This is a genomic window from Mucilaginibacter terrae (assembly GCF_042679325.1).
In the GTDB taxonomy this organism is placed as follows: Bacteria; Bacteroidota; Bacteroidia; order Sphingobacteriales; family Sphingobacteriaceae; genus Mucilaginibacter; species Mucilaginibacter terrae.
Map to the genome: position 1 here is coordinate 23,347 of NZ_JBHTMJ010000017.1, position 24,519 is coordinate 47,865.

At 42.6% G+C, this 24,519-nt stretch carries 22 protein-coding genes; 13 read left to right on the forward strand and 9 right to left on the reverse strand.

Features of this window, described 5'->3' with window-relative positions; translation table 11 throughout:
• Positions 1-89 precede the first annotated feature (89 nt).
• From ACFQ3S_RS16290 to ACFQ3S_RS16305, 4 genes are all read left to right on the forward strand, one after another.
• Positions 90-2,024, forward strand: a complete 1,935-nt coding sequence (locus ACFQ3S_RS16290) for a fumarate reductase/succinate dehydrogenase flavoprotein subunit (protein WP_377166392.1) — start codon at positions 90-92, stop codon at positions 2,022-2,024.
• Positions 2,025-2,115: 91 nt separating this feature from the next.
• Positions 2,116-2,910: a succinate dehydrogenase/fumarate reductase iron-sulfur subunit gene (locus ACFQ3S_RS16295; protein ID WP_449288936.1), complete on the forward strand. Its 795-nt coding sequence runs from the start codon at positions 2,116-2,118 to the stop codon at positions 2,908-2,910.
• 149 nt (positions 2,911-3,059) lie between these two features.
• Positions 3,060-4,625, forward strand: coding sequence for a hypothetical protein (locus ACFQ3S_RS16300; protein ID WP_377166394.1), 1,566 nt, complete (start codon positions 3,060-3,062; stop codon positions 4,623-4,625).
• Between the two features lie 6 nt (positions 4,626-4,631).
• Positions 4,632-5,117 carry a hypothetical protein gene (locus tag ACFQ3S_RS16305; RefSeq protein ID WP_377166396.1) on the forward strand — a complete coding sequence of 162 codons (486 nt, stop codon included), beginning with the start codon at positions 4,632-4,634 and terminating at the stop codon, positions 5,115-5,117.
• Between the two features lie 242 nt (positions 5,118-5,359).
• On the opposite strand, the gene ACFQ3S_RS16310 is transcribed toward ACFQ3S_RS16305, so the two are convergent.
• Positions 5,360-7,900 carry a zinc-dependent metalloprotease gene (locus ACFQ3S_RS16310; RefSeq protein ID WP_377166398.1) on the reverse strand — a complete coding sequence of 847 codons (2,541 nt, stop codon included), beginning with the start codon at positions 7,898-7,900 and terminating at the stop codon, positions 5,360-5,362.
• A 360-nt stretch (positions 7,901-8,260) separates the two neighbouring features.
• Between ACFQ3S_RS16310 and ACFQ3S_RS16315 the strand changes: the two genes are divergently transcribed.
• The 3 genes from ACFQ3S_RS16315 (at position 8,261) to ACFQ3S_RS16325 (ending at position 11,769) form a co-directional block, all read left to right on the forward strand.
• Positions 8,261-9,709 (forward strand): circularly permuted type 2 ATP-grasp protein, encoded by a 1,449-nt coding sequence (locus ACFQ3S_RS16315; protein ID WP_377166400.1) that lies wholly within the window; start codon positions 8,261-8,263, stop codon positions 9,707-9,709.
• 95 nt (positions 9,710-9,804) lie between these two features.
• On the forward strand, positions 9,805-10,740 hold the full coding sequence (locus tag ACFQ3S_RS16320) for an alpha-E domain-containing protein (RefSeq protein WP_377166402.1): 936 nt from the start codon (positions 9,805-9,807) through the stop codon (positions 10,738-10,740).
• Positions 10,741-10,776: 36 nt separating this feature from the next.
• The gene (locus ACFQ3S_RS16325; protein WP_377166404.1) at positions 10,777-11,769 is read left to right on the forward strand and encodes a transglutaminase family protein; all 993 of its coding nucleotides are present in this window, start codon (positions 10,777-10,779) and stop codon (positions 11,767-11,769) included.
• Positions 11,770-11,976: 207 nt separating this feature from the next.
• Here the strand turns inward: ACFQ3S_RS16325 and ACFQ3S_RS16330 are convergent, their stop codons facing one another.
• The 4 genes from ACFQ3S_RS16330 to ACFQ3S_RS16345 form a co-directional block, all read right to left on the reverse strand.
• On the reverse strand, positions 11,977-14,487 hold the full coding sequence (locus ACFQ3S_RS16330) for a TonB-dependent receptor domain-containing protein (RefSeq protein ID WP_377166406.1): 2,511 nt from the start codon (positions 14,485-14,487) through the stop codon (positions 11,977-11,979).
• Positions 14,488-14,606: 119 nt separating this feature from the next.
• On the reverse strand, positions 14,607-15,095 hold the full coding sequence (locus ACFQ3S_RS16335) for a TlpA family protein disulfide reductase (protein ID WP_377166408.1): 489 nt from the start codon (positions 15,093-15,095) through the stop codon (positions 14,607-14,609).
• Positions 15,096-15,196: 101 nt separating this feature from the next.
• Positions 15,197-16,216: a Gfo/Idh/MocA family oxidoreductase gene (locus tag ACFQ3S_RS16340; RefSeq protein WP_377166410.1), complete on the reverse strand. Its 1,020-nt coding sequence runs from the start codon at positions 16,214-16,216 to the stop codon at positions 15,197-15,199.
• A 133-nt stretch (positions 16,217-16,349) separates the two neighbouring features.
• Complete coding sequence (locus ACFQ3S_RS16345; protein ID WP_377166412.1) at positions 16,350-16,937, reverse strand: DUF4142 domain-containing protein; 588 nt, start codon at positions 16,935-16,937, stop codon at positions 16,350-16,352.
• Positions 16,938-17,087: 150 nt separating this feature from the next.
• On the opposite strand from ACFQ3S_RS16345, the gene gcvH reads away from it, so the two are divergent.
• From gcvH to ACFQ3S_RS16370, 5 genes are all read left to right on the forward strand, one after another.
• Positions 17,088-17,468: a glycine cleavage system protein GcvH gene (gene gcvH, locus ACFQ3S_RS16350; protein WP_377166414.1), complete on the forward strand. Its 381-nt coding sequence runs from the start codon at positions 17,088-17,090 to the stop codon at positions 17,466-17,468.
• A complete protein-coding gene (locus tag ACFQ3S_RS16355) occupies positions 17,469-17,858 on the forward strand; it encodes a VanZ family protein (RefSeq protein WP_377166416.1) in 390 nt (129 codons plus the stop codon).
• 212 nt (positions 17,859-18,070) lie between these two features.
• Positions 18,071-18,289 (forward strand): FeoA family protein, encoded by a 219-nt coding sequence (locus tag ACFQ3S_RS16360; RefSeq protein ID WP_377166418.1) that lies wholly within the window; start codon positions 18,071-18,073, stop codon positions 18,287-18,289.
• 9 nt (positions 18,290-18,298) lie between these two features.
• Entirely contained in the window at positions 18,299-20,410 is a 2,112-nt protein-coding gene (gene feoB, locus ACFQ3S_RS16365; RefSeq protein WP_377166420.1) for a ferrous iron transport protein B, read from the forward strand.
• A 128-nt stretch (positions 20,411-20,538) separates the two neighbouring features.
• Complete coding sequence (locus ACFQ3S_RS16370) at positions 20,539-20,997, forward strand: DUF6934 family protein (RefSeq protein WP_377166422.1); 459 nt, start codon at positions 20,539-20,541, stop codon at positions 20,995-20,997.
• 2 nt (positions 20,998-20,999) lie between these two features.
• On the opposite strand, the gene ACFQ3S_RS16375 is transcribed toward ACFQ3S_RS16370, so the two are convergent.
• Entirely contained in the window at positions 21,000-21,401 is a 402-nt protein-coding gene (locus ACFQ3S_RS16375) for a hypothetical protein (protein WP_377166424.1), read from the reverse strand.
• A gap of 52 nt (positions 21,402-21,453) precedes the next feature.
• On the opposite strand from ACFQ3S_RS16375, the gene ACFQ3S_RS16380 reads away from it, so the two are divergent.
• The gene (locus ACFQ3S_RS16380) at positions 21,454-22,128 is read left to right on the forward strand and encodes a sprT domain-containing protein (RefSeq protein WP_377166426.1); all 675 of its coding nucleotides are present in this window, start codon (positions 21,454-21,456) and stop codon (positions 22,126-22,128) included.
• A gap of 37 nt (positions 22,129-22,165) precedes the next feature.
• Here the strand turns inward: ACFQ3S_RS16380 and ACFQ3S_RS16385 are convergent, their stop codons facing one another.
• The 3 genes from ACFQ3S_RS16385 to ACFQ3S_RS16395 are packed head-to-tail and all read right to left on the reverse strand — an operon-like array spanning position 22,166 to position 24,393.
• Entirely contained in the window at positions 22,166-22,408 is a 243-nt protein-coding gene (locus tag ACFQ3S_RS16385) for a hypothetical protein (protein ID WP_377166428.1), read from the reverse strand.
• Between the two features lie 23 nt (positions 22,409-22,431).
• Entirely contained in the window at positions 22,432-23,001 is a 570-nt protein-coding gene (locus ACFQ3S_RS16390) for a dihydrofolate reductase family protein (RefSeq protein WP_377166430.1), read from the reverse strand.
• Positions 23,002-24,393: a LutB/LldF family L-lactate oxidation iron-sulfur protein gene (locus tag ACFQ3S_RS16395; protein ID WP_377166432.1), complete on the reverse strand. Its 1,392-nt coding sequence runs from the start codon at positions 24,391-24,393 to the stop codon at positions 23,002-23,004. It lies immediately after the preceding gene.
• Positions 24,394-24,519: the final 126 nt, after the last annotated feature.

A 24,519-nucleotide genomic window follows, 5' to 3' on the forward strand; every position in this document is an offset into this window, starting at 1 on the left:
GTGAATAGTTGATTGAGTTGATAGTTGTTAGTTTAAATACTCACCTAATCACACCATCAAACACTCACTAAATATAATTTAGAAGAAACATGAGTTTAGATTCTAAAATTCCACAAGGCCCTTTAGCCGAAAAATGGAGCAAGCATAAGTTTAACCTGAAACTGGTTAACCCGGCCAATAAACGTAAGTATAACGTTATTGTGGTAGGTACAGGTTTGGCAGGGGCATCGGCCGCGGCATCGCTGGCTGAGTTAGGTTACAATGTAACCGCGTTCTGCTTTCAGGATAGCCCGCGTCGTGCGCACTCCATTGCCGCGCAGGGTGGTATTAACGCCGCTAAAAACTATCGGAACGATGGTGACAGCATTTACCGTTTATTTTACGATACCATTAAAGGTGGTGATTACCGTGCCCGCGAAGCCAACGTTTACCGTTTGGCCGAGGTATCGGTAAATATTATTGACCAGTGCGTGGCCCAAGGTGTTCCTTTTGCCCGCGAGTACGGCGGTTTATTAGATAACCGTTCGTTTGGTGGCGCGCAGGTATCACGCACGTTTTACGCACGTGGCCAAACCGGACAACAATTACTATTAGGTGCATACTCGGCCCTTAACCGCCAGATTCACGAAGGTAAAGTAAAAATGTACACCCGCACCGAAATGCTGGATGTAGTTGTGGCCGACGGACAAGCTAAAGGTATTGTAACCCGTAACTTAAAAACCGGCGCTATAGATATGCATGCCGCACACGCAGTATTGCTTTGTACGGGCGGTTACAGTAACGTTTTCTTTTTATCAACCAATGCTATAGGCTCTAACGTTACGGCCGCATGGCGCGCGCACAAACGCGGTGCATACTTTGCTAACCCTTGTTATACGCAAATTCACCCAACCTGTATCCCGGTATCGGGCGATCACCAGAGCAAGCTAACGCTAATGTCGGAATCGTTACGTAACGACGGACGGGTTTGGGCACCTAAAACTCCTGAAGTGGCCGAAAAGCTGCGCACAGGAAAAATTAAGGCCAGTGAGGTGAATGAAGACGATCGCGATTACTTCCTGGAGCGTAAATATCCGGCTTTTGGTAACTTGGTGCCGCGTGATGTGGCTTCGCGTAATGCCAAAGATATGACAGATGAAGGCAAGGGTGTGGGTGCAACCGGTTTAGCGGTTTACCTTGATTTTGCCGATGCCATTAAACGCCTTGGCGAAGACACCGTGCGGGCTAAATACGGTAACCTGTTTGATATGTATTACCAAATTACGGATGAAAACCCGTATCAGATGCCGATGCGTATTTATCCTGCCGTGCATTATACCATGGGCGGACTTTGGGTTGATTATAATTTAAGCACCAATATACCCGGCCTGTACGCCTTGGGAGAAGCCAATTTTTCTGACCACGGTGCTAACCGCTTAGGTGCTTCGGCGCTAATGCAGGGCCTGGCCGACGGATATTTTGTAATACCTTATACCCTGGGCGATTACCTCGCTACCATTGGCCCAAAACCGGTTGATACCAATCATCCTGCATTTGCACAAACCAAAAAAGATGTGGAAGCGTATATTGCTAAACTGCTTGCTTTAAGAGGTAATAAAACCGTTGTGGAATACCACCGCGAGTTAGGGCATATCATTTGGGAATACTGTGGCATGGCACGCAGTGAAGAGGGTTTACACAAAGCCCGTACTTTAATTGCCGAACTTAAAGCAGATTTCTGGAAAAATGCCATAGTAATGGGCGAAAACGAAGAAGTGAACGCATCGTTGGAAAGAGCTGGCCGCGTGGCCGACTTTATTGAACTGGGTGCCCTTATGATTGAAGACGCGCTGGACCGCCGCGAATCATGTGGTGGACACTTCAGGGTAGAATCGCAGACGGAAGAGGGTGAAGCCCTGCGCGACGATGACAACTATGCCTACGTAGCCGCTTGGGAATTTAAAGGCGATAACCAACCCGAAGAGCTGCACAAAGAAGACCTGGTGTACGAAAATGTTAAGTTAACACAAAGAAGCTATAAGTAAGAAAGACACAAGAAATAAGAGCCAAGAGACAAGGTAATTGTCGCAAAGTCTTGGTTCTTGGCTCTTGGTTCTTGACTCTAATCTTAAAAATATGAGTAACGCAAACGGAACGATGAATTTGACGCTAAAAGTTTGGCGCCAGAAAAATGCACAAACTGCTGGCAAGTTTGTGACCTATAAGGCCGAAAACATATCTCCTGATATGTCTTTTCTGGAAATGCTGGATGTAGTGAATGAGAGCCTTATTCATGCTAAAGGCGAACCCATTCACTTCGATCATGATTGCCGCGAGGGTATTTGCGGTATGTGCTCACTATATATCAATGGCCGTCCGCATGGCCCTAAACGTGCAATTACAACATGCCAGTTACACATGCGCAGCTTTACCGATGGTGAAACCGTTACCATTGAACCATGGCGCGCTGCTGCTTTCCCGGTTGTTAAAGATTTAGCGGTTGACCGCTCGGCTTTTGACCGCATTCAGCAAGCTGGTGGTTACGTATCGGTTAACACCGGTGGTGTGCCCGATGCCAACGAAATTGCCATACCTAAAGTTATTGCCGATGAGGCTTTTAATTCGGCCACCTGTATTGGTTGCGGTGCCTGCGTAGCAGCCTGTAAAAATGCGTCGGCCATGTTATTTACCTCGGCTAAAATCACCCAGTTAGGCCTGTTACCACAAGGACAACCAGAGCGTTACCGCCGTGTACAAAGCATGGTTGCGCAAATGGATGCCGAAGGTTTTGGTAGCTGTACCAACACCGGTGCCTGCGAAGCAGAATGCCCTAAGGAAATTACTTTAACCAATATTGCCCGCATGAACGGCGACTTCTTCACCGCTAAATTATTTAAGGAAGAAGAAGTGCACGAAGTGAATAGTAACTAAGCGTTTTAAAGCTTAAACAATATTTGAGGCTGCCCATTGGCGGCCTTTTTTGTTGATTCGAATTCCAGTTATCATCTTTAAAAAGATTTAATTTATCTTGACAACAAATAAGAATTAGCTTAAATTGCTTTAAAATTAACCTATGCCCAATGAAACAACCTTACCCTAAGTCTTGGCACTACTTTGCCTTTTGTGGCTTCTTTTTGTTATTAACTTTTATTTATAGTTGTAAAAAAGACAACAATGCCAATTGGCAAAACGCACCAACATTAAGCCAGGCAGATTTAACACGGTTCAAGGAAATCTATAACAGCGGCATTAGTCAAACAGTATCCTATGCCACGCGGGAAACCCAGCCGGGCAGCGCCGTGCTAAACCTGATTAAAAGCATTAATGTACAATGGGATAGCTATACCATAACACAACGCCCCGACAGCGCTACCGTTACGGAGTTTGCTATGAAGCCTGATAGCTCCACCTTTATGATAGGGCAGGTAAATAAAGGACAGTTGGTTAGTGATTTTAACAAAACAAGCGCGGTTTTTGTACAAAAGAACGACAGCGTGTGCCTGGGTTTTTTTATGAAAGTAATTGAGCACCTGGGCACAGCACAAAGCAAGCCGTTGCTTAAAGAAGTGCGTTACAAACAAGTACCTGCCGGGTTTAACGGGCAGGTAATGTTTTATGGTTTAGACCGCCGCTATTTAACCGGTTATGATTATAAGAACGGCGCCATAACAGGTATTATAGGGATAGCACCAAAACAGGGCAGTACAACGGGTGTACTTTCGTCAGGTGGTAAAAAGCCTTTACTTAGCCAGGTATGCGAAACTTATCCAATATATGAAGCTAACTGCGGTGTAAACTACTACATGAACAGTGATGGAAGCCAGTCGGAGCCTTACTACTGGTGCGAGGGCAGTATCTACGTTGGCTCTGTAACCATTTGTATGGAGACAGGAGGAGGAGGTGGAGGAGGTGGCGGTGTGCCGGGAGATGGCGGAGGGCCAGGCAATCCCGGCAGCCCTTCGCCTAACGATTGCCCACCAACAGCAACTCCAACTTCAGTGCATGGCGGTAAAACGGTGTGGAAGTACAGGAATCCCTGTGACCCGGAAGCACCGGTTGAGGATGAACCGCAGACAGAAATTAAAAATAAAGTTAAGAATCCATGTTTAAAAATTATGGTTGAAGCTGTAATAAATGATAATGTTGAAGGTAAAATCAATTCTTTAATACAAAAAGTTTTTGGTGGCAATTCAACATTAAATTTAACGTTTACAGATCAAGAAGCCCTTAGTAGTACTACAAGGGATGCAGAAGAACAACGGATATTAAACCCAGCTGGAGAATTAATAGGAGTAGATATACGTTTAAAAGCAAGTACTTTAGCAGGTTCATCAAAAGAATATATAGCCGCAACAGTTATGCATGAGACTTTACATGCATATATGGATTCTCAAGGAATTAATTTGGATCATCATAATAGTATGGCTAAAGATTATTTAGATACTATGGCCGATGATTTAAAAGGAATGTTTCCAGGCATGACTAATTTAGTAGCTTATTCTTTAGCATGGGGGGGGTTAGAGGACACCTATTGGTATAATCATACCAGCGAATTGAATTGTCCAGCCTACCAATTGGAAGTAAATACTTTGTACAGAGCTCACACCGATGGAAATGGGCACATTATTGGTCATGGATGTAATTGATATTTTATGAAAATATTTAAGCTGATAGCCTTTATTAGTATAATCATATGCAAGGCTGCTGTAGGGCAAATATCTACAAATAGCGATTACAAAAAATTTGCCAATTCCTTTTCGGAAATCATAAAGTATAAGGCGTACAGAAACAATATCTGTGTACCTACGATATGCTTAATAAAAATTGAGGTTGACACTAATTGGCATGTTCAAGATTTAAGTTTATCAAGCAGCGCTGATTCTATTTTAAAAAAAGAATTTGATAAAAATAAACACAATATAGATATCATATCCTTAGAAAAATATTTAAAATTACGCAATAATAAATACACTACATTTCTTATTCCTCTATCTTACACTTTGTTTGATATGCCCTGTCCACAGCAAAATATTGATGTAACAGCATTTGATAATTACTATAAATTCAATGGCAAAGAATTTAATGGAACCGTTACATTCTTGGAACCCTTCAATTACAAAATTACTATACGGTGGTAATTTATGGTGTGTTAAGCTAAAGGCTTAATGGTTAGTTGTAAATATATATCAATAACAAAAAAGCCGCCTCAAAAATGGAGGGCACTGAAAAAGTCTATTAATATAAATAGCTTTACACGTGAATATTAACTTTTCAACTATTACTCTGGAATTTATAAACAAGTACATAGTTTTTCAAAAACACATAAAATAAAAGGGGCTACCTTTCAGGCAGCCCCTAAATATAAATCTATTTAATCTCCTTAAAACTCAAACTCATTACTTGGCATACCAATAGGTGCGCCAGGCGGCATATCTAATGGTTCGGCTGGTTGAAACTTGTTAGGGTCTTTTTCAAACTCCACCATTTGCGATAGAGCGAAATACATCGCAGCTTTTTGTTTTGGTGCCGCGCCAGCTAACTGGCCGGCCATCCACAATTTCAACTCGTTAATTTTCAGCAATGCCTCGCCGCGTACGTTGTCACCAGCACGGCTATTGGCAGCCAGGCCTAACAAGCCTTTCAGGGTAATGTTGTTCACTAATAGCTGCAATTCACCTTTGTAACCTGCGGCAACAGGTGCTTTCCAGGTTTGCTCTATCAGCTTATCCAGCACGGGCATTAATCCGGGTTGCTTGCTGTCGCGGGCATTATACTCAATTAAACGGGCGGCACGTTCCGGGTCTAACAAGTAACTCAATGTTGTACCGGCTGCACTTTCAGCAGCACCTATAGGGTCGAAAGTTACACCGGTATGGCCGCTAAACGTTTCTACCGAACTTGGGTAGCCAACCGGGCGCGGCGGTATTTTAGCTATTAATGCTTCGGGCAAAGCCAAAGCAGTTGGGGTTATGGTAGATAATAATCCATCTACCGCTGCCCACTGTGCAGCAGGTTCTACCATACGGGTTACTACTTGTCCATCGTTTTTAAGCGCATGGGTAAAATACAAACCACCTATAGAGTTTGCCACCGCTTCTATCTGGTAACGGTGCAACAGGTACATGGGTACCAGCACTTCTTCTATGGTAGACATGGGCGCGTCTTCCTTAATGGCTTTTTCCGAAAAATTATCGAGTATATGACGACGGGCGGCCATCAGCTTCGTTAACTGTACGGTAGCATCTACGCCTTCATCCCACTGGTGCGATAGCGGGTGCACTCCCCCACCAATATCGGGGATAAAGATGTGGCCCTGTGCCAGGGTTTCTTTCATGATTTTATCCAGCGCCTCATTTTCATCAGCTCCTTTGGCAAACTCAGCATATCCCCAGGTAATTGCACGTTTGTCCCATGTGCCAATGCCTTTGGCATAAGCGTCTGAAAGATCGATGCTGCCATCGGCCTTCATAGTAAAACGAGGAAAGGGGTAATCCATTACCGAGGCCCTATCGTGTGTACTGCTGCTGAAGTTGTGATATAAACCCAGGGTATGACCAATTTCGTGAGCCGATAATTGCCTGATGCGTGCCATAGCCATTTGCTCCATTTGTTTAGGTACCGGCTTACCATCGGTGTAAGGCTGCAGTAAACCCTCGGCAATCAAGTAATCCTGACGATGACGGTCAGATCCCAACGTAACCACCCCCTTAATAATTTCGCCGGTACGCGGGTCAGTATATGATGAACCATAAGAGAACGCGCGCGACGGATTACCTGTACGGTTTACCCAGTTCACTACGTTATAACGAATATCCATCGGGTCGGCATCGGCAGGCAGTTCCTTAACCTGGAAAGCATTTTTATAACCCGCAGCTTCAAAGGCCTGGTTCCACCAACTTCCTCCTTCAATTAATGCTTTCTTAATGAGATCTGGAGCTCCCCTGTCTATATAATAAACAATGGGCTCCACCGCTTCGCTTACCGCGGCACCCGGGTTCTTCTTAACCAACCGGTGACGTGCCGTAAAGCGTTTCATTAAAGGCTCACTCATGGGTGCCGAAAAATCGTAATAGCCAAACTGGTTAAAGCCCGACCGCGGATCAAATTTGCGAGCCTTATAATTACCATCGGGCAGTTCCACAAACGATTGATGCATGCGTACCGTTACGGCGCTGGGGTCGGCAGCAATACCTCCACCCCTACCACCACGGCTACCACCGCCACTACCGGCAAAGGTTAGCAAGGCCTCAAATTCGGTATTTTTAGGAAAATTTTTGGTGTTATCCATAAATACGGCCGAACGTGTATCATCCAAACGGTAAGCACCGCCGGCACCACCCCCCGCAGCACCACGACCGGCAGCCAGGGCGCTGCCTAAATTACCGCGACCACTACCTAAGTTATCGCCAATTTTTTGGCTATCTCTAACCAAAAAGGGTGTCAGGTCTATGAGTACCCTATCGCCTTCGGTAGCCACTGGTGCAAAGCCCCATAATACCGATTTGGCAAAGGCATTCTCTACCGCCTTCTTTTCATCTTCGGTACCGTTAACCGCGCGATAATAAGTTGTAGGCTGTACCAGGAATATTTTAGGCCCAACTTTCATAAACCTGGTAATTACCGATGAAGCCTGACCGCGCTCGGGGCCGCCATTACCCACACCATCGGTTAAAGAACTGAAGTACAAAAACTCTTGATCAAATTTATTAACCTCCAGGTACACTTTTCCACTGCGCTCGTCATAATAAAAGTTAAAGTAACCCTCAAACTTTTTAAGATTTTGGGTTATGGCGCTAATGGTAGCCGCCGGCCGCACTTCGGCACTTCTGCCGCCACCATCAGCGGTTAATTGCCTGTTTTGCGCTTGCAAACTTGTGCTCAATGCAAGCAGGGTAAGGGTAAAGGGTAAAAAAAGTTTCATATATAACAAGGGTTTTTTTTTAAACAAAAGGTTGAAATAATTAATAAATGCACTACATTAACATTATTAAAATGAGTACAATAATCAATATCAGATGTCAGAATAATATTTGAACAGCTATATTTTTAGAAAAGTAAGAAATTTTTAGGGCTTTTATTTATTATATTGCTATATTAACAAAAATGTTATACGATAATTGGTTTCGGGACGGCTCAAAAGCAAATGATTATTAAAATTTTAATTCAAAGCTGGGTTAATTTCGATCAATTAATTAAAAAGCCGGTTATTTCTGTAAAAACTTATTAGATTACCATCGAATTTTAAACAATAGTACCTTTAGAACTCAGTATTATATAATTTATGTACAGATCGGCGCATTTTAATGATTACAATGCTATAAACGGCGTGTGGGACGAAATGTATAGCGACAATTCGGCTATACGGGAGCATTATGAAAAGGTGATCAATTATTTGTCGAACGAATCGACTGATAATCTCAACAAAAAAGAAGACCTTGCGCGCAGGCTGTTCATGACCCAGGGTATAACCTTTACTGTTTACAACAGCGGCGAAGGAATTGAAAAGATCTTTCCGTTTGATATTATACCCCGCATTATTACGGCACCCGAGTGGAATTTTGTAGAAAAAGGCATCAAGCAAAGGCTTACAGCACTTAACCTGTTTTTAAAAGACGTTTATCACAATCAGTTCATTATTAAAGATGGCATTGTGCCTATGGACGTGATTTACTCTTGCCCGCATTTTTTGCGCGAAATGTACCAGTTGGATGTACCGCATGATATATATGTGCATATAGCCGGTATAGACCTGATCCGTGATGAGCATGGCGCATTTTACGTGTTAGAGGACAACCTGCGTACCCCATCGGGCGTAAGCTATATGTTGGAGAACCGGGAAATTACCAAGCGTTTGTTTCCAGATTTGTTGCCGCAATGTAACGTGCGAAGCGTTACCGAGTATCCTACCATTTTGTATAAAAACCTGCTGGCCTTATCGCCAAGGCAAATCAGTAATCCTACTATTGTATTACTTAGTCCGGGTATATATAATTCAGCTTATTTTGAACACACCACGCTGGCCCGCTTAATGGGTGTTGAACTGGTAGAAGGGCGCGATTTAGTGGTAAACAACCATAAAGTGTACATGAAAACTACTACCGGCCTGCAGCAGGTAGATGTTATTTACCGCCGTGTTGATGATGAATTTTTAGATCCGCTGGTGTTTAACCCATCGAGTGTATTAGGCGTGGCCGGTTTAATGAGTGCTTATCGTAAAGGTAACGTAGCCATTGTAAATGCCATTGGCAACGGTGTGGCCGATGATAAAGCCATTTACAGTTACGTGCCCGATATGATCAAGTATTACCTGAATGAGGAACCGCTGCTTAAAAACGTGCCAACCTACCAGTTGCGCAATGCGGAAGAACGTGAGTTTACCTTTGCCAATATCAATACTATGGTGGTTAAAAAAACTAACGGTAGCGGTGGCTACGGTATGCTGATGGGGCATGCGGCCGATGAGCAGGAAATTGACGATTATAAAAAAGAGATCCTGAAAGACCCACGTAATTTTATTGCGCAACCCACCATTAGTCTTTCAGCAGCCCCTTGTTATATACAAGGCATGCTACAACCACGCCGCATCGATTTACGTCCGTACGCCCTTTGTGGCCCCGATGGTATTGAGATAGTACCCGGCGGGTTAACCCGCGTGGCTTTAAAAGAAGGTTCGCTGGTGGTAAACAGTTCGCAAGGGGGTGGTAGTAAAGATACCTGGGTATTGGCTTAGCCTCCCACCCCCCTAAAGGGGGAGCATGATATGAATAGATTTATGACAATTATAAAAGAACTAAACTCCCCCTTTAGGGGGCAGGGGGGTAACCTATGTTAAGCAGAGTAGCAGCAAGTTTTTATTGGTTAAGCCGTTATATTGAACGGAGCGATGGTATTTTACGCATGCTGAAGATCAACTACAATTCTTCGCAGGATGCGGTGCGTGAGTTTACCTGGGAACCGGTGATCCGTATATATTCGGGTGTGGATGAAGAGCTGATGCGTACGTTAAACAACGACAGTCGCTCGGTACTTACCTATATGGTGAGCGATAAAACCAACCCCAATTCTATTATGAATATGATTACGCTTGCCCGCGAAAATGCCCGCAGCGTACAGGAGCATATTACCCGCGATTTGTGGCAGTGCTTAAACGAATATTATCATACCGTGAAAGACCCCGGACTAATTTCTAAATTACAAACCGACGATCCTATTACGGGACTTGATATTTTGATTAAGCAAATTATGCTGTATTACGGTACCGCAGAGGTAACCATGGAGCGAGGACAAGGCCGCAGCTTTATGAACATTGGTAAGTACCTGGAGCGAAGCATACAGGCCATTGATATTTTGGATGTGAAATTTGGCTCGGCAAATGACAACCCCGACTTGCTTACCGATACCACTTACTGGAAACACTTACTGCAATCCATAGGTGCTTACGAGTTGTACCTGAAAACATACCGAGACGGCATTGAAGCGCAAAATGTAATGGAACTGATTATCCTGAACACAGATTTCCCACGCTCGGTTATTTATTCGGTAAATAACATACACCGTTATTACGAAAGACTGAAAAACGAGAGTAACTTGAGCAGCTACCGCGATATTGCTTTCCAAATAGGCAAGTTGCAGAGTTATATTCAATATAGTTCGGCGCAAAGTATAAGGCAAGTTGGCTTACACCAGTTTTTAACGCAAATTAAAAAAGACCTTTTTGCTATTGGGGTATCGCTCAATGAGCATTACTTTGCTAATTCATAATAATTAAAATTCGCCATTGACTAATCACAATTAAAGATGCCTGAATTTAAAATACAGCACATTACCCGTTATACTTATGATGGCCTGGTACGCGATAGCGCCAACCAAATCATCCTCTTCCCTATTGTTGATGTAAACCAGGACGTGCTTAAACACGACCTTACCATAACCGGTAACCCCTTGGTTGATACCCATGTTGATTATTATGGCAACGAGGTAGGCAGCTTCACTTACCTGGAGCCGCATAACCGCATGGTTATCAATTCGGAGGTATTGGTTACCACACACCATAAAGAACTACCCACCGATCTGGTTCCGGCTCAGGAGCAATGGCAAAAGCTAACCTCCCTGCAATACATTGTGCCTTATATTGATTTTTTAAAGCACGAGTATTTTGAAGCCCTGCCCGAGCTAATGGGGGTTATTAATACCGAGAAACAACCTAACGATACACCTTACCAAACCGCCCTGCGCTTTTGCGATTATGTATTCCAAAATTTCACTTACCTGCCCGGCGTTACTACTGTAGAAACCACTATTGATGAGGTTTGGCCGCTTAAAGCTGGGGTTTGTCAGGATTTTGCTCATATTTTGGTATTAATGCTTCGCTTACTGAACGTACCTGCCCGTTATGTGAGTGGCTACATTTGCCCCAACCATAACGGTATGCGCGGCGAAGGTGCCACACATGCCTGGGCCGAGGCTTATTTGCCCGACTACGGCTGGCTGGGCATTGACCCAACTAATAATTGCATAGCTAACGAAACTCACGTACGCCTGGCCGTGGGCCGTAATTTTTCTGACTGTTCGCCGGTTAAAGGTGTTTACAAAGGTTCATCGGGGCATTTGCTGGAGGTTAAGGTGAGTGTAGAATATAAAGACCAGCCATCGGTTACCGACAATGACAACGAAGATCTGCCAGGCAATAGTTTTGTACAAGCCGTTCAGGCCGAAGAGTTTAGCACCAATAGCTATCAGCGTTACAAAGAAGCCATGCTTTTACAGCAGCAACAACAGCAGCAGCAGTAGTGGTTAGTTGAAAGTCTGAAGTACAGAGTTCAAAGTCATAAATGATTTCCATAAACAAATAGAGCCGCAAATTTGCGGCTCTATTTGTTACTGTTGAATTTGGGCAATCATCTGCACATCTGTAATCAGCACATTTGCACATACGTTTCACATCTGCTCATATGAAATCATCACATTTGCATATTGATTTCACATTTGCACATCCCTTTACAGTTTCGGGCCGCCGGCACCTGCGCCACCACCGCCTGGGTTCAGGTCGTCTGGATTACCGCCTCCATTGTCCTGATCCTTTTTCTGCTGACGTTTTTGCTCGCTGGCACTATTACCAAAACGGTACGATACGGTAAAGGAGATGGTACGGAAAGAAAAACGACGGTATGATTCTGATGTATAAGGTATGCTCGCGGTTGTATTATCTATAATTGAACCGAATTTGCGGGTGTTGAATATATCCCTCACGTTTCCGCTCACATTTAAGGCTTTAGTTATATCGTAACGCACACCGCCATCAAAACCAAATAAGGCCTTGCTGAAACCCTGAGCAACCACCTGTTTGCCCTGGTAATCGCCCCGTAGCTGAAAACCTAATTTTTTAACCGGTTTAATGTTAGCCGTTAAGTTACCGTTAAAAGCATAACCCGATGTTGATTGAATATTGTAAGTTGGATCGCCCTCTATGCTTCGGTAATAAACATTAACATTACCGGTTAAATCGAACATGGTAGAAGGGGTAACTTTGGTTATTAACTCGTAACCGGCATTAGATGCACTTGCAATGTTCTGAAATTGCGTAAGTATGATAGACGAGCTGAGCGGGGTACGCACCTGCTGAATATTTTGGTTGGTAAAACGGTAGTACACCGATGAGGTTAGCGTTACGGTATTCCAGTAATTAATGTAGCTTAACTCAAAAGAGTGCGTATCCTCGGGCTGCAAGTTAGGGTTACCCTGCTGATAGTTAAACTGGTCGCTACGGTCAAGAAACGGGGTCAACTGCCTGTCGCGCGGACGACTTACACGGCGGGTATAGCTCAATTGCAAGGTTTGATTCTCGGTTAACTTATCGCTCAAAAACACGCTCGGATAAATTCGGAAGTAATCTTGTTTATATTGTTGAACGCTATCAACCAATCTGGTTTTAATGTGGGCATCTTCTAAACGCGCGCCAATTTGCAAGCCAATTTTGCCAAACTGCCTTTGAAAATTAGTGTAAATAGCATGCACCTGCTCATTGTATATAAAATGGCTCGAACGGGTTCTATCGAATACAAACTGGTTAGCAGTGCCGTTTAGTAAAGTATCAGCCCTGAAATCGTTATCGTCGCGGTTAATGGTACTGCGGTAACCGGCTTCCAGTTTACCGTCTTTACCTAATGGCATGGTATAATCGGCCTGTAAATTAAAGTTGCGTTGCTTGCCATCGGTGTACGTGTTTTGTTTAAAAACACGGTTGCTGGCAACGGGGCTATACACATCATATATGGTAGACAGATTCTCGTTACCGTCTTCTTTCTCACTCGAATAACCAAAGTTGGCGGTTAACTCCTGTCCCTGTTTTTTATAACGGTGGGTAAAATCGGCGTTTAAATCCAGATTAATTCCAGAGTTACCCGAAAAATTATTTTGAGTAGTTAATTGCCTCAACACATTTCGCGATGAAGTATTGGTGACTCCATTCTGAAAACGGTCACGGTCGCGGATATTGATATTATCAGACAGGGTAAGCACCGTTTTAGCATCCAGGTTGATATCTATACCAGTACGAATGTTATGCGAATTGAACTTGAAAGTTTGGTCGGATTCCTGATTTTGGAAAATGGCCGTATCCCTGCCCGGATAAGTGATACGGTTGGTATAACCATTTCCTATACGGTTAGCCTTACGATAACTATAATTACCAAAAAGATTAATTGCAGAGGTTTGGTAAGACAGGTTTAAACTACCATTGGCAGTTTTTTGATTACCTACCGTACCCGAAACTGAACCGTTAAAGCCCAATTGCGCATTTCTTTTTAATACAATATTAATAATACCCGACTGCCCCTCGGCATCGTATTTAGACGATGGATTAGTGATCACCTCAATATTTTCGATAGCGCTGGCCGGTATAGACTGCAAAATATCACTTACGCTACCTCCAGATATAGCCGAAGGCTTACCATTGATCAGCACCCTTACATTGCTCGATCCGCGAAGGTTTACGTTACCTTCCACATCAACCTGTACCGATGGCACATTGGTTAACAAATCGGTAGCCGAACCTCCCTGGCTTACCAGGCTTTGGTCTACGCTAAATACCTTTTTATCGGTACCGAGTTTAATGGTGCTTTTTTGAGCGGTTACTACTACTTCTTTTAAAACACCTTTGGCAGCACGCAATTTAATGGTGCCCAGTGGTACCAACTTACGTGATGCGTTAATTTGAATGCTATCTTTAATGTAAGTTAAATAGCTAACAAAGGTTGCCCTAACTGTGTAAATACCGTCTTTGAGGCCAGCCAGTTTAAAATTTCCGCTTAAATCGGTTTGTACTCCTTTGGTGGTTTTGTCGGCCTTATTGGTAATGCTTACACTGGCAAAATCCAAAGGCTGGTTAGTGGTGGCATCTACCAGTTTACCGGTTATAGTACCGCCGGCAGCTACAGTTTGTGCACCCGCTTTGGTAGCACTTATAATTATAATTATAAAAAATATACGTTTTAGTAACCAAAAGTTCATTCGGCAAAAATCGGGTTTATAAAATTACCCTGATAATGCACCTTGTAACTTTATTGCAACTAAGCCGGCAGTTAGCGTAATTTTTTTATTACGAAGTAATTATATTATTCAAAAAAGGGCTATGCTTTTTTTACCATAGCGGCCAATTCTTTTATTTTTGGAGCCTTTTCGTATGCCTTTAACAACTTGTGCTTATGGTTATATAGGGCAATATACGGTGTATTTTTAACCCCGTAATACGTTAGCACTTCATAAGTACGCCCCTCGGTACCCACCGTAAAATTGGGATAGGCCGATATGCCGAAATCACGATAAAAGTATTTCACCATTTTATAATCTACCGGAGTAATCATCACCACCTGAATATTGGCAAAGTCTTTTATCTGTCCTTTCATTTCGTACATCAATTGCTGACAATGACTGCAATCGGGCGAAAAGTAAACCACCATAACCGGTTTGTTTTTTTTCAGGTTAGCGGGTGTATGGTAAGTGCTATCGGGCGCTGTTAAAATGCGGTAAGGTGCTATATTCTGAATATTAGCTTTGTTTTGCGCCTGGCTACAGCCAACCGCAATTACCAGACTTAAAAAGAAAAGTATTTTTTTCATATAATTTGTAAGTACGTTTTTACTAAAACACATGGTCATTTGAGTGATAACAATCAATCTCTTTACATCGTTAGAGATAAATAAGTTGTGTTAAACTCCTGCTAAGCTTCCAGCAGTTCTACCTGCCAGGCAATGTGTTCATCGGTTACAGGATATAACGCACCGTTAGTAATTGTCTGATAAACGGCTTCAAATAAGTTAATATAATTACTTGGTTTTGCTTTAATCTGTTCAACTATCTTATTGCTGTTTTCATCCATTAAGGTCAACTGCCCTTCGCAGCCTTCGGGCTCAATACCATAACCCTCATCGGTTGGCTTCATGGTTTCACTCAACAACTGGGCCTCCTGCACATCGCAGCGCGATTTGATATAACTACCGGCCGAACCATGTACCACAAAAGAAGGCAGGGGCTGCGCCACCAGTATTCCCGATGTTACATAAACCATTAACTGGTGTGGATAGGTTAACTGGTAGCTGAAATAATCAACCACTTCCGATTCTTGGCGATGGGCTGCCGTTACTTTGTTACTGGTAAGCGGTTTACCAAATAAGCTAATTACCTGGTCTAACAAATGCGGGCCGAGGTCATATACCAGGCCACTGGCTTCCACATCTGCTGTTTCTTTAAATGCTTTCGGACTTAAAACTGGCTTGTAACGGTCGTATCGGAAATGCACTTCGATTAGTTTACCCAGCCGGCCACTCTCGATCACTTCTTTCACCGACAAAAAATCACTATCCCAACGGCGGTTTTGGTACACCAGTAAATGGCGTTTATACTGTTTGGCTATATCAAAAAGTTCCAGCAGTTGAGCCGTGGTTGCCGTGGCTGGTTTTTCAACCAGTACATGCTTACCGGCCTGCAGGGCCTGTTTGGTTTGTTCGTAATGCAGGTAGTTGGGTGTATTCACAATAACCAGTTCAATCTCTTCATCACCCAGCAACTCCTCTATGGTATTATAACTCACTATGCTTGGGTAATAATCAGCCGCATTTTTATGCTTGCGTTCTAACACGCCTTTTAGCTTAAAGCCCTGGTGCGCATTTACAAAAGGTGCATGAAATACACGGCCCGACATGCCGAAGGATAATATACCGGTTACAATAGGTAATGACATAGTACAATAATACAGTTTTAAATTATGAGATAAAATGCAATCGGCTATTGTATTTATTTGCACATAAAAGCTACCTAACCAAAAAGGGGACGCCTTTCAGCATCCCCTTCCTTTAATCACTTATTAAAAGCTATTACATTCCCTTTTGAATAGTTTCAATAGCTTGCAGGTGGTTTTTCAACACTGGCAAAGTTTTAATAGCAAATGATTTAATGTCGGCATCTTTAGCATCTGTTGTAGCTTTCTCAAAAAGATCAACTGCTTTTTTATGTTCATTTACCATTAAGTCTACGTAATCTTTATCAAATTCAGTACCAGCTTTGGCCTGCAGGTCGCCCATTGCTTTTTGCTCATCGGCACCTACTGTAGTTGGCAGCGATATATTTTTGGTTTTAGCCAACTCCATTAGTTCGGCATTTGCACCACCATGGTCTTTGGTCATCATGGCCGCAAATTCTTTTACCTTAGCATTAGTTGCTTTAGTTTCGGCTAATTTCGATAGCTCAACCTCAGCCATACCGCCGTTAGCAGCTGCAACAGCAAACTCGGCATCGTCATTTACAACGGCAATACCACCAGTTGCAGTTGCATTGGTTGATGTGTCTTTAGTATAATTTGCACTATCGGCATTGGCTTTGCTATCATTGCTGGCACCACCACCGCATGATTGAAATGACAAAGCGGCCAGCGCTAAAAGCATCATTGAACTTAATTTTTTCATAATGAAGATGTATATTTAATTGTTAATTAATTTAATAACAACTTTTCGCTCTTTGGGTTTTCAATTATTTTTTAAACAAAACATTTCTGCTCACTATTATTCTACTATAGTTAAACGTTTTGTTATTTTTGAGCACCAAAAAAAATTAATATGACTTTTCCGGCAGAATTAAAATACACTAAAGATCACGAATGGATCAGGGTTGAAGGCAATGAAGCTTACATTGGCATTACAGAATTTGCTCAGCGCGAATTAGGTGACATTGTATATATTGATATTACCACCGTTGGACAGGATATTAGCAAAGAAGAAGTGTTTGGCACGGTAGAAGCCGTAAAAACAGTTTCGGATTTATTTATGCCGGTAGCTGCCAGTGTTATTGAAGTTAACCCTATGCTGGATAGCCAACCCGAACTGGTAAACACCGACCCTTACGGTGATGGCTGGATGGTAAAAATTGGCTTAAGCAACCCTTTGGATGTAGAAGGACTGTTATCGGCCGATGACTATACTGTTTTAATAGGCGCCTAAATGGCAGCCTTTTTTAAATATCAAAAGCTCACCTTAGGGTGGGCTTTATTTATTTTGGTGATGTGTAATATCAACACCGGGAAAGCCGGACAATCTCCTTTGTTTTTTCCCGGCTTCGATAAGCTGGTACATTGCGGCTTCTTTTTTATGTTTACCGCGTTAATACTGCACGGTGTAAGCCTGCAAAGGGGCAACCTAAAGTTATTGAGTTGCGTAAAAGCATTTGTGATTGCTATGGCCTTTGGCGCATTAATAGAAATTTTACAAATCTATATTTTTACCTGGCGAAGCGGTGAATGGAACGACCTGTTTGCCGATACCGTTGGCGCGGGCATGGCAGCATTCAGCAGTTTAATAACAGCAACAGCCGTTAACAATGAAAAGAATTAAATTTATAACAGCCGCAGCACTATGTATAGCCCTATCTTCTTGCGGTATATTTAAAAAAAACTGTAATTGCCCGCACTTTGGTAAAGCAAATTTGCAAAAGGCTACAGTTAACTCCATTTCGTAAATAAAATACGACATTATTTTTTTACAGAAATCAAACAGTGGCGCTATTTGGATTTGATTTAAATAAGCATTATGTTTGCCATAAGTTTATGAAGAAGCTATCGCAACTGCAAATAGGTAAAAAAGGCATAATCAAAGAATTTACGGATCTTGAAATGTCATTAAAACTCATGGAAATGGGTTGCCTTCCTGGCGAAGAAATTGTTATAGAACGGGTGGCCCCTCTTGGCGATCCCATTGCCGTAAATATTTCGGGATATATGCTAAGCTTGCGTAAACAAGAGGCTTCGACCATAATTTTACAGTAGTTTATTGCATTGAAGGCTGATATCAGAGTTGCGCTTGTAGGAAACCCTAATACCGGTAAATCAACCCTTTTTAACTTACTAACCGGACTCAACCAAAAAATAGGAAACTTTCCGGGTGTTACGGTTGATAAGAAAACCGGATATTGTACCCTGCCCGATAATCGCCGGGCAGAAATCATTGATTTACCCGGCACTTACAGCCTCTATCCTAAAAGCCGCGATGAATCTATTGTTTTTTCAGTTTTAGCCGATAAAATCAATGCTGCGCCTGATCTGGTTGTGGTGATATTAGATGCTTCCAACCTCAAACGTAACTTACTTTTATACACCCAGGTTGCCGACCTGAAACTGCCTGTTATTATTGCGCTCAATATGATGGATGTTGCCAAAAAGGATGGCATCAGCATTAATATTAACAGCCTGAGCAAAAAGCTGGGAGTGCCTATAATCCCTATTTCAGCCCGTCGTAATGAGGGGATCGACGAACTAAAAAAGAGTATCTCCTTCGCTAATAAATTTCCTTTACAGCAGGATAGTATAGACGTAAAGGCCATTGCCCCGCAGTTGTTGGAAGCCATTGGCAATGAAATGCAGATTGATAACCCTTACTTTGCCTTGCAACTGGCCCACCAGCACGAAACCCTTACCTTTTTAACTGATACAGAAAGTAAACGTATTGAGCAACTGGAGTTAGAACACGGTTTCCACACGCAAAAAGCACAAGCTACCGAAACCATTGCCCGCTATAATTACATTAACGACCTGCTGTACGATACGGTAAAAAAACAGGAATCGGCACAGGAAGAAACCACCAGTAACCGCATTGACAGGATATTAACTCACCGTGTGTTTGGTTTCATAATATTTTTCGGCATCCTGTTGTTTATCTTCCAGGCCATATTTGCCTGGTCGGCTTATCCAATGGACCTCATCGAGACCTTGTTTATTTGGATGCAAACCGGCGTACATAATTTGTTGCCTGCCGGTCCGCTTACCGACCTGCTGGCCGACGGGGTAATTGCCGGTTTGAGCGGTGTGCTGGTTTTTATTCCTCAAATTGCTATCCTGTTTGCGTTTATTGCCATTTTAGAAGATACCGGCTACATGGCCCGTGTTACCTTTATGATGGATAAGGTGATGCGTAAGGTAGGTTTAAACGGAAAATCGGTAGTGCCCTTAATTGGTGGATTTGCCTGTGCCGTGCCCTCCATTATGAGTACGCGTACCATTGAGAACTGGAAAGACCGTATGATCACCATTATGGTTACGCCACTGGTGGCTTGTTCGGCACGTTTACCAGTTTACACTTTACTGATAGCCTTAGTAGTGCCCGACCGAAATGTATGGTGGATATTTAACCTACAGGGTTTAGCCCTTACGGGTATGTATGTACTCAGCCTGGTATCGGCCATTGTGGTAGCCTGGGTGATGAAGTATATTTTAAAGTCGCGCGAACGCGGCTACTTTATTATGGAGCTGCCCGTGTACCGTATGCCCCGCTGGAACAATGTACTGCTAACTATGTTCGACCGCGCCAAAACCTTTGTGCTGGAAGCCGGAAAAGTAATTATTGCAGTATCTATCATACTTTGGGTACTGGCCTCTTACGGGCCGGGTGATAATTTTAAAAAGATAGAGAAAAAATACACTCAACCCCAGTACGGCCAAAAAATGAAGCCTACGGAAGTGGAACATGCCATAGCCTCCGAAAAGCTGGAAAGCTCGTATGCCGGGTACTTAGGCCACTTTATTGAGCCTGCCATTAAACCACTGGGCTTCGATTGGAAAATTGGTATAGCTATTATTACCTCTTTTGCCGCACGCGAAGTATTTGTAGGCACCATGGCTACCATTTACAGTGTAGATAGCAACGGCGATGAAATACAATCGGTAAAAGCCAAATTAGGTAGCGCCCGCAACGCGCAAACCGGTCAGCCTACTTTTACCCTGGCTGTAGCATTTTCGCTGATGATGTTTTATGCGTTTGCCATGCAGTGCGCCAGCACCGTAGCCATTGTGTACCGCGAAACCAAAGACTGGCGCTGGCCCGCCGTACAGTTCGTGTATATGACCCTACTGGCGTATGGAGCCAGTTTTATTACTTATACGTTGTTGAAGTAAGCAACGGTAAAAGGTTCTCTAACTTTGCCTTGTAATACATTGATCTCGAGCTTTATACCAATCATTATAATTTAAACTGTTAACTTAACATCTGCATACTTTGTAGCTGGAGTTATATATTTGTTTATATGAATAGGCCAACCTATAAAAATCTTCAAGCATCTGAAGATCTACAGACTTTTGTTTTTATTAGTGATGGCAGAAGGGGGCAAATTAAGAAGGCAGTAGAATATACTCCTATCGATATAGACAATAACATCTACAATTTAGGATTTGGCACTTTAAATGAAGACTATTCAATTGCCGGGAATGATAGGACTAACAATGGAGACATTAACAAAGTACTATCAACAGTGGCTAAAACCATTGATGTCTACACACATTTTTATCCTTCTCGTAAAATTTACTTTACTGGCTACATGCCACAATTAACTAAAATTTATAATAGGGCTATATCCGCTAATTATCACTTAATTGATCAAAACTATTATATCTATGGTGATAATGACGATAGAGAAGATCATTATAGCTTTGAAGATTTTGTATTGGGAAAGACCTATTATGGCTTTTTGTTGCAAAGAAGATAATATTAAGCTTTATTAGAAAATTTTAATTTAGCACGGTCTGTTTTTTCAACAATAAAAGGATCAGTAGCCAATGACGGTAAAGATGGATCTATGGTTAAATTAACACCATATACTTCCATCGTTACAACTGGCAGATCTTTTATATTTTCTTTTCGCTGATCCTTAAATTCGGCCAATACCTTTTCAAGCTTAAGCATTTGCCTTCTCACACTGTCCAGCATTGCTTTTCCAGTCTGAATTTTTTTCTCATATAAACTAACCTTAGCCTGGGTATGATAATTTTGTGGTACAGTTGCCGAAGCAATTATTTTACGCTCCCTTACAGATGTAACATTTTGGGCCCGTGGCTTAATCTTAGAAGTGTAGATACTACGCATAGCTAACAAATATAAGTAAGTTTCCATTTACTAACAGAAAGATATTAAGGTAGACATTTGTTTACATTAATCAAAACTTATGCACTCAATTGTTGATAATGCTAAAAAAACTATATTTGATCAGGAGTTTCCAAAATTGGACAAGATCAAAGTTTTAGAGAAGTATTTACCAGAAGGTGCCGCGCCGCTGGTTGGCCGCTGGATAGACTATTTTAAATGCGAATTTAAAATTTCGCGCAGCCGCAACAGCAAGTTTGGCGATTATCGTCCGCCGTTTGGTGGTAAGGGGCATCGTATTTCGGTGAACCACAATTTAAATCCTTACGCTTTTTTGGTGACCACCGTCCATGAGTTTGCCCATTTACATACCTGGAATCAGCACAAGCACCTGATTAAACCTCATGGTGCCGAATGGAAGAGCAACTTTAAAAAAATGATGCAGCCATTTTTTGAGAAGCATGTCTTCCCGCCCGATATTACATCGGCTATTACCGCTTATTTGAATAACCCCGGCGCATCCAGTTGCTCGGACTTGAATTTATACCGGTCGTTAAGGAAATATGACGCTGTACATGCCACAGCTACCACGGTAGAAAAGCTGCCTGTTAAAGCGGTATTCAAACTGAAGGATGGCCGCGTATTCCGTAAAGAAGAACAACTGCGAAAGCGGTTTAGGTGCATTGAAGTCAGCACAAAACGGATCTACTTATTTAGCCCTGTGGCTGAGGTGGAGTTGGTAGAAGATGTGGCTTAGTCTTTCCACCAATTCTTATTTGATTTAAAATCTGGATTTAATACGTGTAGCTGCTCTTCCAATAACTCAAGTCTTCGGTCAGAATTTTACGAATCAGCAACTTAGCCCCATTTGGATATTCTTTAATAAACAAACTACCTTTTAGAGTTTCAGGATAATCTTCACTACGGTAATAAATTGGAAGGCCAGCTTTCAACATTTCTTTAGCAACCCAATCAGCACCTTCGTCAATAATTCGTTGTGTTGGGTCTAACTCATAAATTTCTTCGAGGGTCATCATAATAACAAGTTACTAATTAATGTTTAAATGTTATCTACAGCCTGCGTATCTAACACGTTTATATTCTCGAAAATGGGTTTTAACACATATTTAAGCTGCACTAAACCGGTATCGTAGGGTTTGGTGTCTTCCAGCAACAATTCCACCTTATTCTGTATGTCCCGGAACAATGGTTTGCCACCACCCAATATTACTGGGTGTACCGATAAAAGCATACCGCTCACCAGTCGTTTAGCAAACATAGTTGCGGTTAAACCAGCACCACCAAAAAGCCATATATTGGCACCATTTGCATTCAATATGGTGTTTACCTTACTGTCAAATTCAACACTGTTAATTATTTCAACCTTATGATTTTCAACCGGCGCTAAAGTGTCCGAAAAAACATAGATCTTTTTGATTGTAGGGAAGTATTCGTCTTCGGCACCTGCTATCATTTCATAACTTCTGCGGCCAATAAAAATCGTGTCGACGTTGGTAAAGAACTCTGTCATGCCATAGTCCTGATCGGTAAGGCACCAATCATACTCACCGTTAGGCCCTTCAATAAATCCGTCGAGGCTAACAGCCAGGTTTAAAACAACTTTTCTCATTTAGTCTTTTTCTTTGGGGTTATGCTCTTCGGCCCAACGTTGGGCAAATGATTTTTCAGCCACATCGGGCATTTCCCGGTAATGCCCCCACGATTTTTTAAATAATGAACGAAGTATAAAATTCTTCATATTTCCACCAAAAAAGTCGGTTATCGTACGGCTAAGCATAGCTTTTTTCCATATAGCCCAGCCCCACTTTTCGGGCGTACTTACTATGCTCTCTTTTACTGCATCTCTACGGTTAAGTAACAGCATTTTGTGAATATCTATTTTAACCGGACAAACTTCGGTACACCTGCCGCACAGGGTGGATGCATAGCTTAAATGCTTAAACTCCTCCATGCCTTTCATGTGTGGGGTAATTACCGAACCTATTGGGCCACTATACGTAGTGTTGTAAGTATGGCCTCCCACATTTTGATAAACCGGGCAGGCATTTAAGCACGCCCCGCAACGAATGCAGTATAAACCCTGCCGCTGATCTTTTTGAGCCAGCAGATCGGTACGGCCATTATCTAGCAGTATTACGTACATTTCTTCGGGGCCGTCGCTTTCATCGGGCTGGCGAGGGCCCGTTAATATGGTATTATAAACTGTCAGATTTTGCCCGGTGCCGTGGGTAGAGAGCAAAGGCCAAAACAGGTCAAGGTCGGCCATAGAAGGGATCACCTTTTCGATACCCACCACGGCAATATGTATTTTAGGAAAGGTTGTACTCAACCGGGTATTGCCCTCATTCTCGCTCAGGGCAATGCTGCCACTATCGGCAATCAGGAAGTTGGCACCGGTAATGCCTACATCGGCTTGTAAATATTTATCGCGCAGCAGCTCACGGGCTTTAGCGGTGAGTTGTTCTGGTGTAGAGTCTATAGGCGTACCAAATTTCTCGTGAAAAAGTTTGGCAATATCTTCTTTAGAAAGGTGCATGGCCGGGGTAACAATATGGTAAGGCTTTTGCCCTAACAATTGTACAATGTATTCGCCCAGGTCGGTTTCCAGCGATTCGATGTTATGCTCCTGCAAAAATTCGTTCAGGTGAATTTCTTCGGTAGCCATGGTTTTGCTTTTAACCACCTTTTTGGCACCCGACCTCTGCATAATGTTCAGGATCTCCTGCTGGGCTTCGGCTACGTCATTTGCCCATATCACCTTACCACCACGCCGCTGAAAGTTGGCTTCAAACTCGGGCAAGTACTTGTCCAGGTTTTCCATAACCCGCCATTTAATTACGTGTGCTTTACGCTTGGCCGTTTCTAAATTAGCCAAACGTGCCGTACCAAGGGCTACGGAGGTATGATACCTGCCCATGTTAAAGTTAATGATGCGACGATGATCCTGATCAAATGCCTTCTCTCCCGAATCTGCCAAAAATTTATCGGCCGTGTTTACCATAAAGGCAAATATAATGAGTGTGTGAGTGATTTGGTGAATTAGTGAGTAGTTTATAAACCAAAGAGGCAACTTATGGTTTTCATAAGTTGCCTCTTTGAGCAAATGAGTGAAATATTAGAGATCTAA

Coding starts and splice junctions, on each gene's coding strand:
- ACFQ3S_RS16340 (WP_377166410.1), bottom strand. CDS start 16,216: ATGTCATTACCTATTGTAACCGGTATATTATCCTTCGGCATGTCGGGC.
- ACFQ3S_RS16345 (WP_377166412.1), bottom strand. CDS start 16,937: ATGAAAAAATTAAGTTCAATGATGCTTTTAGCGCTGGCCGCTTTGTCA.
- ACFQ3S_RS16290 (WP_377166392.1), top strand. CDS start 90: ATGAGTTTAGATTCTAAAATTCCACAAGGCCCTTTAGCCGAAAAATGG.
- ACFQ3S_RS16375 (WP_377166424.1), bottom strand. CDS start 21,401: ATGGAAACTTACTTATATTTGTTAGCTATGCGTAGTATCTACACTTCT.
- ACFQ3S_RS16395 (WP_377166432.1), bottom strand. CDS start 24,393: ATGGTAAACACGGCCGATAAATTTTTGGCAGATTCGGGAGAGAAGGCA.
- ACFQ3S_RS16335 (WP_377166408.1), bottom strand. CDS start 15,095: ATGAAAAAAATACTTTTCTTTTTAAGTCTGGTAATTGCGGTTGGCTGT.
- ACFQ3S_RS16380 (WP_377166426.1), top strand. CDS start 21,454: ATGCACTCAATTGTTGATAATGCTAAAAAAACTATATTTGATCAGGAG.
- ACFQ3S_RS16390 (WP_377166430.1), bottom strand. CDS start 23,001: ATGAGAAAAGTTGTTTTAAACCTGGCTGTTAGCCTCGACGGATTTATT.
- ACFQ3S_RS16360 (WP_377166418.1), top strand. CDS start 18,071: ATGAAGAAGCTATCGCAACTGCAAATAGGTAAAAAAGGCATAATCAAA.
- gcvH (WP_377166414.1), top strand. CDS start 17,088: ATGACTTTTCCGGCAGAATTAAAATACACTAAAGATCACGAATGGATC.
- ACFQ3S_RS16370 (WP_377166422.1), top strand. CDS start 20,539: ATGAATAGGCCAACCTATAAAAATCTTCAAGCATCTGAAGATCTACAG.
- ACFQ3S_RS16305 (WP_377166396.1), top strand. CDS start 4,632: ATGAAAATATTTAAGCTGATAGCCTTTATTAGTATAATCATATGCAAG.
- ACFQ3S_RS16385 (WP_377166428.1), bottom strand. CDS start 22,408: ATGATGACCCTCGAAGAAATTTATGAGTTAGACCCAACACAACGAATT.
- ACFQ3S_RS16330 (WP_377166406.1), bottom strand. CDS start 14,487: ATGAACTTTTGGTTACTAAAACGTATATTTTTTATAATTATAATTATA.
- ACFQ3S_RS16295 (WP_449288936.1), top strand. CDS start 2,116: ATGAGTAACGCAAACGGAACGATGAATTTGACGCTAAAAGTTTGGCGC.
- ACFQ3S_RS16315 (WP_377166400.1), top strand. CDS start 8,261: ATGTACAGATCGGCGCATTTTAATGATTACAATGCTATAAACGGCGTG.
- ACFQ3S_RS16325 (WP_377166404.1), top strand. CDS start 10,777: ATGCCTGAATTTAAAATACAGCACATTACCCGTTATACTTATGATGGC.
- ACFQ3S_RS16310 (WP_377166398.1), bottom strand. CDS start 7,900: ATGAAACTTTTTTTACCCTTTACCCTTACCCTGCTTGCATTGAGCACA.
- ACFQ3S_RS16355 (WP_377166416.1), top strand. CDS start 17,469: ATGGCAGCCTTTTTTAAATATCAAAAGCTCACCTTAGGGTGGGCTTTA.
- ACFQ3S_RS16300 (WP_377166394.1), top strand. CDS start 3,060: ATGAAACAACCTTACCCTAAGTCTTGGCACTACTTTGCCTTTTGTGGC.
- ACFQ3S_RS16320 (WP_377166402.1), top strand. CDS start 9,805: ATGTTAAGCAGAGTAGCAGCAAGTTTTTATTGGTTAAGCCGTTATATT.